The 13,861-nt window shown below is 71.5% G+C and carries 11 protein-coding genes; 4 read left to right on the top strand and 7 right to left on the bottom strand.

What is annotated here, in order from left to right; genetic code table 11:
- Window positions 1-21: 21 nt before the first annotated feature.
- The 3 genes from H1W00_RS10595 to H1W00_RS10605 all read right to left on the bottom strand — a co-directional run bounded on the left by H1W00_RS10595 (window position 22) and on the right by H1W00_RS10605 (window position 6,222).
- Window positions 22-870 carry a PAC2 family protein gene (locus tag H1W00_RS10595; RefSeq protein WP_338072875.1) on the bottom strand — a complete coding sequence of 283 codons (849 nt, stop codon included), beginning with the start codon at window positions 868-870 and terminating at the stop codon, window positions 22-24.
- A gap of 9 nt (window positions 871-879) precedes the next feature.
- A complete protein-coding gene (gene metH, locus H1W00_RS10600; RefSeq protein ID WP_181755668.1) occupies window positions 880-4,608 on the bottom strand; it encodes a methionine synthase in 3,729 nt (1,242 codons plus the stop codon).
- Window positions 4,609-4,770: 162 nt separating this feature from the next.
- Window positions 4,771-6,222 (bottom strand): DHA2 family efflux MFS transporter permease subunit, encoded by a 1,452-nt coding sequence (locus tag H1W00_RS10605; RefSeq protein WP_181755669.1) that lies wholly within the window; start codon window positions 6,220-6,222, stop codon window positions 4,771-4,773.
- A gap of 171 nt (window positions 6,223-6,393) precedes the next feature.
- Between H1W00_RS10605 and H1W00_RS10610 the strand changes: the two genes are divergently transcribed.
- Window positions 6,394-7,371 (top strand): carboxypeptidase-like regulatory domain-containing protein, encoded by a 978-nt coding sequence (locus H1W00_RS10610; RefSeq protein WP_181755670.1) that lies wholly within the window; start codon window positions 6,394-6,396, stop codon window positions 7,369-7,371.
- 51 nt (window positions 7,372-7,422) lie between these two features.
- Window positions 7,423-8,256: a class I SAM-dependent methyltransferase gene (locus tag H1W00_RS10615; RefSeq protein WP_181755671.1), complete on the top strand. Its 834-nt coding sequence runs from the start codon at window positions 7,423-7,425 to the stop codon at window positions 8,254-8,256.
- Here H1W00_RS10615 and H1W00_RS10620 read toward each other — a convergent pair.
- A complete protein-coding gene (locus tag H1W00_RS10620; RefSeq protein WP_194956258.1) occupies window positions 8,236-9,393 on the bottom strand; it encodes an epoxide hydrolase family protein in 1,158 nt (385 codons plus the stop codon). The two genes, H1W00_RS10615 and H1W00_RS10620, sit on opposite strands and share 21 nt — an antisense overlap.
- 127 nt (window positions 9,394-9,520) lie before the next feature.
- On the opposite strand from H1W00_RS10620, the gene H1W00_RS10625 reads away from it, so the two are divergent.
- Both H1W00_RS10625 and H1W00_RS10630 read left to right on the top strand, forming a co-directional pair.
- Window positions 9,521-10,984 (top strand): cobyric acid synthase, encoded by a 1,464-nt coding sequence (locus H1W00_RS10625; RefSeq protein ID WP_181756255.1) that lies wholly within the window; start codon window positions 9,521-9,523, stop codon window positions 10,982-10,984.
- Window positions 10,981-11,721 carry a cobalt-precorrin-6A reductase gene (locus tag H1W00_RS10630; protein WP_181755672.1) on the top strand — a complete coding sequence of 247 codons (741 nt, stop codon included), beginning with the start codon at window positions 10,981-10,983 and terminating at the stop codon, window positions 11,719-11,721. Before H1W00_RS10625 ends, H1W00_RS10630 begins: the two co-directional genes overlap by 4 nt.
- On the opposite strand, the gene H1W00_RS10635 is transcribed toward H1W00_RS10630, so the two are convergent.
- The 3 genes from H1W00_RS10635 to cobA are packed head-to-tail and all read right to left on the bottom strand — an operon-like array spanning window position 11,660 to window position 13,811.
- Window positions 11,660-12,619, bottom strand: coding sequence for a cobalamin biosynthesis protein (locus tag H1W00_RS10635; RefSeq protein WP_181755673.1), 960 nt, complete (start codon window positions 12,617-12,619; stop codon window positions 11,660-11,662). The two genes, H1W00_RS10630 and H1W00_RS10635, sit on opposite strands and share 62 nt — an antisense overlap.
- A complete protein-coding gene (locus tag H1W00_RS10640; RefSeq protein WP_181755674.1) occupies window positions 12,616-13,041 on the bottom strand; it encodes a histidine phosphatase family protein in 426 nt (141 codons plus the stop codon). Before H1W00_RS10640 ends, H1W00_RS10635 begins: the two co-directional genes overlap by 4 nt.
- Entirely contained in the window at window positions 13,038-13,811 is a 774-nt protein-coding gene (gene cobA, locus H1W00_RS10645; protein ID WP_206680062.1) for a uroporphyrinogen-III C-methyltransferase, read from the bottom strand. Before cobA ends, H1W00_RS10640 begins: the two co-directional genes overlap by 4 nt.
- Window positions 13,812-13,861: the final 50 nt, after the last annotated feature.

A 13,861-nucleotide genomic window follows, 5' to 3' on the forward strand; every position in this document is an offset into this window, starting at 1 on the left:
AGATCGGCTCCGCGAGGGGCGTCAGGCGTCGTCGCTGCCGCGGCGGCGCAGGTAGCGCTCGAACTCGCGGGCGATCGCGTCGCCGGACGCCTCGGGCGTGTCGCCGGCGTCGCGCTCGTTCTCCAACGTGCGGACGTAGTCGAGCAGGTCCTCGTCCTGGTCCATGAGCTCGTCGGCACCGCGCTGCCACGCCTCGGACATCTCACGCAGGACGCCCTGCGGCAGACCGACGCCGATCGCGTCCTCGAGGGCGCCCAGGAGGCCGAGCGTGGCCTTGTAGCAGGGCGGCTCGGCCACGTAGTGCGGCACGGCGGCCCAGATCCCCGCGGTGGCCATGCCCGCGCGTGCGGCGACGTCGCTCAGCACCGAGGTGATGCCGATCGGCCCGGTGTAGCGGGACTGGTCGAGCGACAGGCGCTCCATCAGCACGGGGTCGTTCGTCGAGCCCGTGACGGGCACCGGCCGGGTGTGCGGCGTGTCGGCCAGCAGTGCGCCGAGGGTGATGAGCTCCTGGACTCCGGCGGCCTGGGCCAGCTCGACCACGGAGGCGCAGAACGCCTGCCAGCGGTAGTTCGGCTCGACGGCGCGCAGCAGCAGCACGTCGCGGTCATGACCCGGAGGATGGGCGAGGTAGAGCGTCGGCGTGGGCCACACGATGTCGCGGCTGCCGTTCTCCGACGGGGCGATCACCGGGCGGACGGCCTGGAAGTCGTAGAACTCCTCGGGGTCGAGCTCGGCGAAGATCTCGGCGTCCCACTCCTCGAGCAGGTGGTCGACCGTGCTCGTCGCGGCGTCGGCCGCATCGTTCCAGCCCTCGAAGGCGGCCACCATCCACGGATTCCTCAGGACGGGGATGTCGGCGTCGGTCACGCCTTCAGCCTACTCATCCTCGGTTCGGTAGCCGAGGTTCGGCGACAGCCACCGCTCAGCCTCGGCGATGGTCCAGCCCTTGCGCTCGGCGTAGTCCTGCACCTGGTCGCGCCCGATCCGCCCCAGCACGAAGTACTGCGACTGCGGGTGCGAGAGGTACAGGCCGCTCACGGAGGCGCCCGGCCACATGGCCATGCTCTCCGTCAGCTCGATGCCCGTGCGCGCCTCGACGTCGAGCAGCGACCAGATGGTGCTCTTCTCGGTGTGCTCGGGGCACGCGGGGTAGCCTGGCGCGGGCCGGATGCCGTCGTACTTCTCCTTGATGAGCTCGGTGTTGCTGAGCTTCTCGTCGGGGGAGTAGCCCCAGATCTCGGTGCGCACCCGCTCGTGCAGCCGTTCGGCGAACGCCTCGGCCAGCCGGTCTGCGAGGGCCTCGACCATGATCGCGGAGTAGTCGTCGAGGTCGGCCTTGAACTCCTTGACCTTCTCGGTGCTGCCCAGGCCGGCGGTGACCGCGAACGCGCCCACGTAGTCGGGCACGCCCGCGTCGACCGGGGCCACGAAGTCGGCCAGCGAGCGGTGCGGGACGCCGGGACGGTGCTCGGTCTGCTGGCGCAGGTGGTGGAAGCGCGTGAGCTCGGTGGTCCGGGACTCGTCGGCGTAGACGATCGTGCTGTCACCGTCGCGCGCCGCCGGGAAGAGTCCGGCGATGCCGCGGGCGGTGAGCCAGTCCTCCTCGATCATCCGGTCGAGCATCTCGTTGGCGTCCTCGTAGAGCTTGCGCGCCGCCTCGCCGTGGGTGGGGGAGTTGAGGATGTCGGGGAACGAGCCCTTCATCTCCCACGCGTTGAAGAACGGCTGCCAGTCGATGTACTCGCGCAGCTCGCCGAGCGGGTAGGGGCCGAACTCCTGGACGCCCAGCTGGGCCGGGACCGGCGGCGTGTAGTCGGTCCAGTCGAGCGGGGTCTGGCCCGCGCGGGCGGCGTCGAGCGGCAGGATCGTGCGGGCGTCGCCGCGCGAGGCGTGACGCTCGCGGAGCGCGTCGTAGTCGGTCTTGATGTCGGCCATCAGCTTCGGTCGCTGCTCGTCCGACAGCAGCGCGGCCACGACGGGCACGGAGCGCGACGCGTCCTTCACCCACACGACCGGCCCGGGGTACTTGCGGTCGACCTTGACGGCCGTGTGGGCGCGCGACGTGGTGGCACCGCCGATGAGCAGCGGGATGTCGAACTCCTGGCGGGCCATCTCGGCGGCGAAGTTCTCCATCTCGTCCAGCGAGGGCGTGATGAGGCCGGACAGGCCGATGACGTCGGCGTTGTGCTCGCGCGCGGCGTCGAGGATCTTCTGCGCCGGCACCATGACGCCGAGGTCGATGACGTCGTAGTTGTTGCACTGCAGGACCACGCCGACGATGTTCTTGCCGATGTCGTGGACGTCGCCCTTGACGGTGGCCATGATCACGGTGCCGTTGCTGTTGCTGACGTCGTCGGGCGACTTCTCGGCCTCGATGTAGGGGATCAGGTAGGCGACGGCCTTCTTCATGACGCGCGCGGACTTCACGACCTGGGGCAGGAACATCTTGCCGGCGCCGAACAGGTCGCCGACCACGTTCATGCCGTCCATGAGCGGGCCCTCGATGACCTCGATCGGGCGGCCGCCGCGGTCGGAGATCAGCTGGCGCAGCTCCTCGGTGTCGGACTCGACGTGGGCGTCGATGCCCTTGACGAGGGCGTGCGTGATGCGCTCGCCGACGGGCAGGTCGCGCCACTCCTCGGTGGCGGCCTCGGCCTTCTCGCCGGTGCCGGCGTAGTCGGAGGCGATCTCCAGCAGTCGCTCGGCAGCGTCCTCGCGACGGTTGAGGATGACGTCCTCGATGCGGTCGCGCAGCTCGGTGGGCACGGTGTCGTAGGGCACCAGCGCGCCGGCGTTGACGATGCCCATGTCCATGCCGGCCTCGATGGCGTGGAAGAGGAAGACCGCGTGGATCGCCTCACGCACCGCGTTGTTGCCGCGGAACGAGAACGACACGTTGGAGACGCCGCCCGAGATGAGGGCGCCCGGCAGGTTCTGCTTGATCCAGCGGGTGGCCTCGATGAAGTCCAGGCCGTACGCGGCGTGCTCCTCGATGCCGGTGGCGACCGCGAACACGTTCGGGTCGAAGATGATGTCCTCGGCCGGGAAGCCGACCTCCTCGGTCAGGATCCGGTACGCGCGCTGGCTGATCTCCTTGCGGCGCTCGAGGTTGTCGGCCTGGCCGTCCTCGTCGAAGCCCATCACCACGATCGCGGCGCCGTACTTGCGGCACAGGCGGGCGTGCGCGACGAAGGGCTCCTCGCCCTCCTTGAGGGAGATCGAGTTGACGATGCACTTGCCCTGGATGGCCTTCAGGCCGGTCTCGATGACCTCGAACTTCGACGAGTCGACCATGACCGGGACGCGGCTGATGTCGGGCTCGCCCGCGATCAGCTTGCAGAAGCGGTCCATCGCGGCGACGCCGTCGATCATGCCCTCGTCCATGTTGATGTCGATGACCTGCGCGCCGTTCTCGACCTGCTGCAGTGCCACCGCGAGGGCCGCGGGGTAGTCCTCGGCCTTGATGAGGTTGCGGAACTTCGCCGAGCCGGTGATGTTCGTGCGCTCGCCGACGTTGACGAAGAGGGAGTCCTCGGTGACGGTGAGGGGCTCGAGGCCCGACAGGCGCAGTGCCGGGGCGATCTCGGGCAACTCGCGCGGGGCCAGGCCGTCGACGGTGGCGGCGATCGAGCCGATGTGCGCGGGCGTGGTGCCGCAGCAGCCGCCGACCACGTTGAAGAAGCCGCTCTCGGCGAACTCGCGCAGGATGGCCGCGGTCTGGTCGGGCGACTCGTCGTACTCGCCGAACGCGTTGGGCAGGCCGGCGTTCGGGTAGCAGGAGATGTGACAGTCGGCGATGCGCGAGAGCTCGGCGATGTAGGGGCGCATCTCGTCGGCGCCGAGCGCGCAGTTCAGGCCCACGAGCAGCGGGTTCACGTGACGGATCGAGTGCCAGAACGCCTCGACGGTCTGGCCCGACAGGGTGCGGCCGGACGCGTCGGTGATGGTGCCCGAGATGACGACGGGCCAGCGGCGACCGGTCTCCTCGAAGAGCGTCTCGACCGCGAAGATCGCGGCCTTCGCGTTGAGGGTGTCGAAGATCGTCTCGATCATCAGCAGGTCGGAGCCGCCGTCGACCAGGCCGCGCGCGGCCGTGAGGTAGGCGTCGACGAGCTCGTCCCACGTGACGTTGCGGGCGCCGGGGTCGTTGACGTCGGGGGAGATCGACCCGGTGCGCGTGGTGGGGCCGAGCGCGCCCGCCACGTAGCGCGGGTGGTCGGGCGTCCCGACGGCGTCCGCGGCGGCGCGCGCGAGCCGCGCCGAGGCGTAGTTCAGCTCGTACGCGAGGTCGACCATGTCGTAGTCGCGCAGGGAGATCGCGTTCGCGTTGAACGTGTTGGTCTCGATGATGTCCGCGCCGGCCTCGAGGTACTCGCGGTGGATGCTCTCGATGATGTCGGGCTGGGTCAGCGTGAGGAGGTCATTGTTGCCCTGGACGTCGCACGACCACTGGGCGAAGCGATCACCGCGGTAGCCGGCCTCGTCGGGGCGGTCGCGCTGGATCGCGGTTCCCATCGCGCCGTCGAGCACGAGGATCCGTCGCGCCATCGCCTCGGTGAGGGCGTCGGTGGCGTCGGGGCGGAACTGCGGAACGAACTCGGTCATGGGTGGAAATCCTCAGCGGGGCATCGGCGATGGATGCTGGGAACCTTCAGCCGGCGGCGGGCTCGCCTGGGCCTCGGGAAGGTTCCGAACGATGACGTCCACTCTACGGTAGTTCCCACCCGGTAACCGGGACCCGCCGCAGAGTGGAACGTGACGCCCGGCTCAGGCTGTCGGAGCCTCCGTTGCCGCGCCGACCTTCGGACCGCGGACGAACAGTGCGACCACGACGGCCAGCGCGGAGATCGCACCGCCGTAGAAGAGCGCGGCGTGGACACCGGCGGCCGTCGCGTCCACCACCGAGGCGCCAGACTCCATCTCGGCGACGGACCGGCGCGTCATCACGGTCACGAAGAGCGCGGTGCCCGCGGCGCCGGCGACCTGCTGCAGCGTGGAGACGGTCGCGCTGCCGTGCGAGTACAGGTGGTGCGGCAGCGAGCCGAGCGCCGAGGTCATCAGCGGCGTGAACATGAGCGCCAGGCCGACGCTCATCAGCATGTGGACGGCGACGACCGTGCCCTGCGACGTGCCGGTGTCGAACATCGCCATGGACCAGAGGGCGACCGAGGTGACCGCCGCTCCCGGCGCCACGAGCGGGCGCGGACCGTACTGGTCGAAGAGACGACCGACGAACGGCGCCAGCAGACCCATCGTCAGGCCGCCCGGCAGCAGCACGAGGCCGGTCTCCAGCGTGCTCAGACCGAGCACCGACTGCAGGTAGATCGGCAGCAGGATCAGGGTGCCGAAGAGCGCCATCATGCTGACCGCGACCAGACCGGCCGCGATCGTGAAGGTGCGGTGGGCGAAGGTGCGCAGGTCCAGCAGGGCCCGCTCGCGCAGCGAGAGCTGACGCGCCACGAAGAAGACCAGGGCGACGGCGCCGATGACGATCGGGACCCACGGCTCCACCGGGACCTCGCCCGCGGCGGCCTCGCCGATGCTGCTGAGGCCGTAGATCAGGCCGCCGAACGCCAGCGCGGACAGGACGACCGAGAGGGCGTCGATCGGCACGTCGACGGGCTCGGTGACGTTGCGCACCCACGCCGCGCCCAGCCCGAGGGCGATGAGCGCGATCGGGAGCACGAGCCAGAACATCCAGCGCCAGTCGAGCTGGTCCAGCACGATGCCCGAGATCGTGGGGCCGACGGCGGGCGCCACCGAGATGACGATGGAGACGGTGCCCATCATCCGACCGCGGCGGTCGGCCGGGACCAGGGTGAGGATCGTCGTGATCAGCAGCGGCATCATCAGCGCCGTGCCGACCGCCTGGACCGAGCGCGCCGCGACCAGGACCCCGAAGGTGGGCGCCAGTGCCGCGAGCGGGGTGCCGGCGGTGAAGGAGATCATCGCCGCCATGAAGATCCGGCGCAGGGGGTAGCGCGTCAGCAAAAAGCCCGTGACCGGGATGACCACGGCCATGGTCAGCAGGAACGCGGTCGTGAGCCACTGGGCCGTCGAGGCCGGCACGTCGAACTCCCGCATCAGCTCGGGCAGGGCGACACTCATGATCGTCTCGTTGAGGATGACGACGAACGCCGAGCCGACGAGCAGGGCGATGAGGCGGCCGGCGCGGTCGGTGCTCGGAGCCGGGGGTGCCTGGGTGGCGGTGGTGGTCACGAAACTCCTGGTGAAGACGTCTGCGGGTGGTCGACCGAGCGCGGGCGACAGCGACGTGCAACGTTCGGCGAGCCCCGCTTCTTCCCCAGGTGCCACAGCCGTGACATCTCTCACACGCCCGCCTAGGCTCGGGACCGAGAGCACGAGAGTCGGGCTCGGGGGGATGGTTCCATGCGTTGGATGGCGTCGGCCGTTGCGGCCTCGATGACGGTGGTGTTGGTGGGAGCAGGGGTCCAGCCTGCCGTGGCGGAGGCTCCGGACTCCGTCGTGACCGGGCGGATCGTCGATGACCTCGGCCGGCCGGTGAAGGGCATGGAGGTCCGGCTCGACCCGGACGGCTCCGCCCCTCCGATCGACCTCGTCACCTCGGCGACCGGCGAGTTCCGGACCACGGCAGCAACGCCCGGCCAGTACACCCTGGCCGCGGAGGAGTTCTTCGACGACACGTTCTACTGGGAGCCGAACCCGGTGAAGTACACGTGGGTCGACGCCCGCCCCGTGACCGTGCAGGAGGGCACGACGTCGCTCGGCACGTTCGAGGTCGCCCGCGGCGGCACCGTGCGCGCCACGGTGATGACCCCCACGGGCCACCGCCTACCGCGCTACCTCGTCGAGGCAAAGGGCGCGGCCGGGCCGGTGTACGGCGAGCGCTACTCGTTCACCGACAGTCGCGGCATCCTGACCCTGCGAGGCCTGCCGGTCGGGACCTGGCCGCTCACCGGACGAATGGACTACTCGGACAACATCCCGAAGGTGACGTTCCCGTCCGTGAAGATCTCCGAGCCGGGACAGGTCGTCCGTGGGGTCAAGCTCGTCACGAAGGTGCACTGGTCGACGTTCCTGCGCGACCGTGGCTACGTGAAGGACGGCGTGCCGCTGGCCGGACCCGGCGAGGCGCGCTTCGGTGTCCGGATCGGCAACACCTACGGCAAGGACGCGGAATTCGACCTCTGGCGCGACAAGCCGCTGCGGCTCTCGCTCTACCGCGACGGGAAGCGGATCAAGAACCTGTACGTGAAGGTCGGAAAGTCCAAGATCTACACGCTCGACAAGCAGCCCAAGGGCGAGCACACGTACAAGTGGATCTGGGGCGGTGACGCCGACACCTTCCGGATCGCGTCGAAGCCGCTGAAGATCACGGTGCGCTGAGGACGCCGTACGCCTCTGGAACGTGCGCCGGGACGGGCGTACGTTGCAGACATGGACGGTGCCGAGGCGGAACACGACGCGCAGTTCCGTGGCGGAATTCCGGAGGTCTACCAGCGGCTCCTCGTGCCGATGATCTTCGAGGAGCCGGCCGAGAGCCTCGCTCGCGTGGTCGCGGATCTCGCGCCGGGGGACGTCCTGGAGACCGCGGCCGGCACCGGGGCGCTCACCGCCGCTCTGCTGCGGAGCTGTCCCGGCGCGAGGATCACGGCCACGGACCTCAACCAGCCGATGCTGGACGCCGCCGCGGCCGCCGTCCCGGACCCGGCGGTGAGGTGGCAGCAGGCCGATGCGCTGGAGCTGCCCTTCGACGACCAGCCGTTCGACGTGGTCGCGTGCCAGTTCGGCGCGATGTTCTTCCCCGACCGTGTCCGCGGGTACCGGGAGGCGGCCCGCGTCCTGAGGCCGGGCGGGTCGTTCGTCTTCACCGTCTGGGACCGGATCGAGACCAGCGAGGTGCCGTGGGTCATCCACGCCGCGCTCGTCACCGCCACGCCGGGCCACCCGGTGGACTTCCTGAGCCGGACGCCGCACGGCTACTTCCACCTCCCGCGCATCCGGGACGACCTCGAGGAGGCTGGCATGCCGGGCGCCACCATCCGGGCCGTGGAAGGAACGAGCCGCACCACCCCGGCGGAGGCCGCACGCGCGTTCTGCCAGGGCACTCCGCTGAGGGTGGCGATCGAGCACCACGAGTCCCTGAAGGTCGAGGATGCGACGGCGATCGCCGAGGACGCGCTGACGCGACACTTCGGTCCGGGGCCGATCGAGGCGCCGACCCGCTGGATCGAAGTGGTCGCCCGGCCCTCAACCGCTGTGCGGCGCTGACGCGCGGAGCGGCCGGAAGAAGTCACGGAGGTCGCGGACGAGGCGCTCGGGCTGCTCGAGGGCGATAAAGTGCCCGCCGCGCTGGGGCCCTCGCCACAGCCGGATGTCGGCGTAGGTCCTGGCCGCGAACTCACGTGGATATCCGGCGTCCTCCGGGGTGAGGATCAGTCCCGCAGGGACGGTGACTGGAGGAAGCGGCGGTGTCGCGTCGTCATCGCGATAGGGCAGGAACGAGGTGCCGATCGTGTTGGTGACCCAGTACAGGGTCGCAATGCTCATCAGGGTGTCACGGTCGATGGACGACTCCAGGTCGCCGTCGCAGTCGCTCCATTCGCGGTACTTCTCGATCAGCCACGCAGCGAGGCCGGCAGGGGAGTCGGAGAGTCCCGCCGCGAGCGAGTTCGGTCGGGTGGCCTGGATCGCCGCGTAGCCGTCGTCGTGGCCACCGAGGTCGCTGGAGCGCTCCTCGAGGTATCGCTGCTCGTCAGGCGACAGGGGCTGGGCCGGGTCGAGGTCGGGGTGGAGGTTCGGGTGGTGGGTGAACACGCCGACCACGCGCTCGGGATGGTGCGCGCCGAGGAAGTTCGTCACGTGGGAGCCGATGTCGCCGCCGTACGCGCCGAAGGACCGGTACCCCAGCTGTTCCATGACCTCGACCCAGAGGTCGGCGATGCGTGACGGCTCGGTCGGCCCGTGAGGCAGCTGCTCGGAGAATCCGAACCCGGGGAGCGACGGGATGATCACCTCGAAGGCGTCCGCGGGGTCGCCACCGTGGCTCGTGGGATCGGTCAACGGACCGATCAGGGGGAGGAACTCGAGGAACGAGCTCGGCCAGCCGTGTGTCAGGACGAGCGGAATCGGCGCATCCGTCACTTGCGCGGGCACGTGCAGCACGTGGACGTCGGTGCCCGACGCCCGCACGATCCTCTGGGGGAACCGGTTCACCGCTCGTTCGGTGAGTCGCCAGTCGAAGTCGTGCGCCCAGGAGGAGACGAACTCCGCGAGATACGCCGGGTCGGTGCCCGCCTCCCAGCCAGCACCGGCGCGTCGCGGGAGCCGTGTCCGCTCGAGGCGCTCGCGCAGGTCGGTGAGCGTCGCCGCAGGGACCTCGATCGTGAACTCGCGCACGTTCGTCATCCCGCCGACGCTACTGCCGGTTCCGCGGGAGGGCGAGAGTGCGGCACGCTTGCCCGGGCGATGGTGGAACCGAAGCGGACGGGATACTGGTCCGGTGGACTCCCAGGCCCGCCGCACCGCCCGGCTGATGGTGGCGGGAACGACCTCCGACGCCGGCAAGAGCCTGGTGACCAGCGCCCTGTGCCGCGCCTTCGCCCGTCGGGGCGTCCGCGTGGCGCCCTTCAAGGCGCAGAACATGTCGAACAACTCGATGGTGTGCGCCGATGGTGCCGAGATCGGCCGGGCGCAGTGGGTGCAGGCGCTGGCCGCCCGCGCCGAGCCCGAGGCGGCGATGAACCCCGTGCTGCTGAAGCCGGGCGGCGATCGTCGCAGCCACGTGGTCGTGATGGGCGAGCCCGCCGGGGAGATCAGCAGCCGCGAGTTCATCGGGGGCCGGGAGCACCTGGCCGAGGCCGCCTATTCCGCGTACGACGACCTCGCGTCGCGGTACGACCTCGTCGTCGCCGAGGGGGCGGGCAGCCCCACCGAGATCAACCTGAGGGCCGGCGACTACGTGAACATGGGGCTGGCGCGGCACGCCGACATGCCCGTCGTGGTGGTCGGCGACATCGACCGCGGGGGCGTTTTCGCGGCGTTCTACGGCACGGTCGCGCTGCTCGAGCCCGAGGACCAGGCGCTCGTGGCCGGCTTCGTCGTGAACAAGTTCCGGGGGGACGAGTCGCTCCTCGCGCCGGGGCTGCGCCAGCTGGAGCAGCTGGCGGGACGCCCCGTCCTCGGCACCCTGCCGTGGAGCCCCGACGTGTGGCTCGACTCCGAGGACGCCCTCGACCTGCAGGGCCGTCGCGCCGGGAGCGACGCGGCACTGCGGGTCGTCGTCGTGCGGCTGCCGCGTATCAGCAACTTCACCGACGTCGACGCGCTCGGCCTGGAGCCCGGCGTGGACGTCGTGTTCACCGCCGATCCCCACGACCTCGCCGACGCGGACCTGGTCGTCCTGCCCGGCACGCGGGCGACGATCTCCGACCTGGCCTGGCTGCGCTCGCGCGGCCTCGACCGGGCGATCCTCCGCCATGCGGAGTCCGGGCGCGCGGTCCTGGGGATCTGCGGCGGGTTTCAGATGCTGGGGCGCCACGTGCACGACCCCGAGGGGATCGAGGCCGGTGATCCGGCCAGCGTCGCCGGCCTGGCGCTGCTGCCCGTCGAGACGACCTTCGCCGCGGAGAAGACGCTGCGGCTGCCGCACGGGGAGGCGTTGGGTGCGTCCGCCCCGGGCTACGAGATCCACCACGGCCGGATCAGCCGCGACGCGGGCGCCACGGACTTCCTCGGCGGGGTGCAGGACGGTGCCGTCCTCGGCACGATGTGGCACGGCAGCCTGGAGTCCGACGAGCTGCGCACGGCCGTCCTCGATCTCGCGGCCCGGGCCCGCGGCGGCTCGTTCGTCGCCTCGGGCGTCGACTTCGCCGCGGCGCGCGACGCGCGCCTCGACCTGCTGGGGGACCTCGCCGAGAAGCACCTCGACGTCGACGCCCTGCTCACCCTCGCCGAGCAGGGTGCGCCGTCCGTCCCGGTCATCGGGCCGCACGCATGAAGGTCCTCGTGCTCGGTGGCACGCGGGAGGCACGCGACCTCGCCGGCCGGCTCGTGGAGGACGGCGACTCCGTCGTGACGTCGCTCGCGGGACGTGTCGCCCGGCCTCGGCTGCCGGTGGGTGACGTCCGGGTCGGTGGCTTCGGTGGCGTCCAGGGTCTGACGGAGCACCTGCGCGCCGAGCGGGTGCAGGTCGTCGTCGACGCGACCCATCCGTTCGCGGAGGGCATCAGCGCGAACGCGGCCGCCGCGTGCCGCGCCGCGGGCGTGCCGCTGCTGCGGCTCGAGCGCCCGGGCTGGTCCGGCCGTCCCGAGGCGGCGGACTGGCACTGGGTCGACGACCACGACGAGGCGGCCCGCGTGACCGCGACGCTCGGCCGGCGCCCCTTCCTGACCATCGGACGGCAGTCCCTCCACCGGTTCGTCGGTCCGTTGCGCGACCACGCCTGCGTCGTGCGCGTGGTCGACCCGCCGGAGATCGAGCTGCCTGGCGCCTGGACCCTGCTGCAGAGCCGCGGTCCCTACACGCTCGAGCACGAGCGGGAGGTCATGGCCGATGTCGACGTGCTGGTGACGAAGGACTCGGGCGGCGACCACACCGAGGCCAAGCTCGACGTGGCGCGCGCGCTCGGTGTTCCGGTGGTCATCGTGCGTCGTGCGGCCGGACCCGAGGGGGTCACGGCCGTGGGTGACGCCGGTGACGCCAGGGCCTGGGTGCGAGCGCAAGCCCCACGCTGAGGGCCGCGGCGGCCCAGGCGACCGCCGTGGCGAGTCGCGTGGCGCGCGGCAGGTCGGTCACGGTCGGAGTGGGTCCGTCGCCCATCTCGGCCCGGTGCTCCAGGCGACCGCCGTAGTCATTGATCCCGCCGAGCGTCACGCCCATCGCGCCGGCGAAGGCCGCCTCGACCGGACCGGCATTGGGACTGGGATGGTGACGCGCGTCCCGGACCCACGCGTGGAGCGCGTCCACCGGGCGTCCGCCCACATGCGGCGCAAGCCCCACCGCAAGGGCCGCCGACACCCGTGACGGGACGAGGTTGGCCACGTCGTCGATCCGCGCGCTGGCCCAGCCGAAGCGCTCGTAGCGCGCCGAGCGGTGGCCGACCATCGCGTCCAGCGTGTTAACCGCGCGGTACCCGACGAGGCCGGGGACGCCGAGGACCGCTCCCCACAGCAGGGGCGCGACCACGGCGTCCGACGTGTTCTCGGCGAGCGACTCGGTGGCCGCGCGGGCGACCCCGTCGGCGTCGAGTCGGCTGGGATCGCGGCCCACGAGGTGGGTCACCTGCACCCGAGCAGCGGGCAGGTCGTCGCGTCCGAGCTGCTCCGCGATGATCGAGCCCTCACGGACCAGGGATCGTCCGCCGACGACCGCCCAGGTCGCCGCGGCGGTCAGCAGGGTGCGCTGCCACGGGCGGCGGCACCCCCGCTCGGCCAGCACTGCCGCACCGACGAGCGGTGCGGTGACGGCGACGTGGTGGAGAGCGCCGGCCCCTCGGTGGTCCCGGTAGGTGTGACGCTCGACGGCGGCAGCCCAGCGGCCCAGCCCGGCGACGGGATGGAAGCGGGCGGGATCGCCCAGGGCACGGTCGAGGACGAAGCCGAGCGCCAGACCGGCGGCGAGGGAGCGGCTCACGGAGTGCCCGTCACGTGGATCTGGCCGTTCGCGGGGACGGAGCACGGGTCGCCGGTCAGCAGCTCCACCGCCACGGCGATCGTGTCCCCGTGGCTCACCGCGAGCAGCTCGCCGGGGTGCTCGCCGACGAGGGACAGCACCCGCTGCCTCACCTGCGCGACGGTCTCGGCGTGATCCATCTCGACGAGCCGGTCGTCGACCACGACGTCGAGCCCGAGGACGTCCGCGACGACGCTCGCCGTCTGCCGTGCCCGCAGCGCGGGAGAGCTGAGCACGACGTCGACGGTCGTGCCGCGCAGCTCCTCAGCGGCCTGGCGAGCCTGTCTTCGGCCGAGCTCGGTCAGCGGGGGAGTCGGGTTGCGGTGCTGGAGGCGTCCTTCGGCGTTCCAGGTGGACTCGCCGTGCCGCATCCACCGGATCACGGCTCGAGCGCGGCGACGTGGCCCACGACGGCGACCGCGGGGGCACCGATCCCGGAGGCGGCGGCGTCGGCCGCGGCGTCACGCAGGGTGCTGCGGACGACCCGCTGGCTGGGCAGGCTGGCGTCGGCCACGAGGGCGCAGGGCGTCTCCTCGTCGAGCCCACCCTCGATCAGCGCCTCGACGATGGCGGGCAGGGTCCGCACCCCCATCAGGACGACGAGCGTCGTGCCGGAGCGGGCGAGCGCGGCGTAGTCCAGTGTCGAGTCGGGGTGACCAGGCGGCACATGACCCGAGACGACGGTGAAGCCCTGGACGAGACCGCGATGGGTCACCGGGATCCCGCCGAGGCCCGGGCCGGCGACGCTGGAGGTCACCCCCGGCACGACCGTGGTCGGGACGCCTGCCGCGGCGCACGCCTGGACCTCCTCGAAGCCCCGCCCGAACACGAACGAGTCACCGCCCTTGAGCCGGACGACATGGCGACCGGCGCGGGCGTGCTCGATGAGGACGCGGTTGATCTCGTCCTGGCTCGTGGAACGGCCGTAGGGGATCTTGGAGACGTCGATGACCTCGACACCGGGCTTTGCCCACCCGATCGCCTCCCAGGGGGCGAGCCGGTCGGCGACGACGACGTCGGCCGACTCGATCGCCGCGCGGCCGGCAACGGTGATCAGGCCGGGGTCACCCGGGCCGGCGCCCACGAGCGTGACCCGTCCGGCCGACGCCGGCCGGGACGGCGGGGCCTCGCGCGGCACGCTGCGCAGCACCATCTCGTGGGCCGACTCGTCGGCATGTTCCGGGACCCAGTCGACGAGCCCGC

The organism is Aeromicrobium phoceense, from assembly GCF_013868155.1.
Lineage (GTDB): Bacteria > Actinomycetota > Actinomycetes > Propionibacteriales > Nocardioidaceae > Aeromicrobium > Aeromicrobium phoceense.

Coding starts and splice junctions, on each gene's coding strand:
- H1W00_RS10620 (WP_194956258.1), bottom strand. CDS start 9,393: ATGACGAACGTGCGCGAGTTCACGATCGAGGTCCCTGCGGCGACGCTC.
- H1W00_RS10610 (WP_181755670.1), top strand. CDS start 6,394: ATGCGTTGGATGGCGTCGGCCGTTGCGGCCTCGATGACGGTGGTGTTG.
- metH (WP_181755668.1), bottom strand. CDS start 4,608: ATGACCGAGTTCGTTCCGCAGTTCCGCCCCGACGCCACCGACGCCCTC.
- H1W00_RS10615 (WP_181755671.1), top strand. CDS start 7,423: ATGGACGGTGCCGAGGCGGAACACGACGCGCAGTTCCGTGGCGGAATT.
- H1W00_RS10625 (WP_181756255.1), top strand. CDS start 9,521: ATGGTGGCGGGAACGACCTCCGACGCCGGCAAGAGCCTGGTGACCAGC.
- H1W00_RS10630 (WP_181755672.1), top strand. CDS start 10,981: ATGAAGGTCCTCGTGCTCGGTGGCACGCGGGAGGCACGCGACCTCGCC.
- cobA (WP_206680062.1), bottom strand. CDS start 13,811: ATGGTGCTGCGCAGCGTGCCGCGCGAGGCCCCGCCGTCCCGGCCGGCG.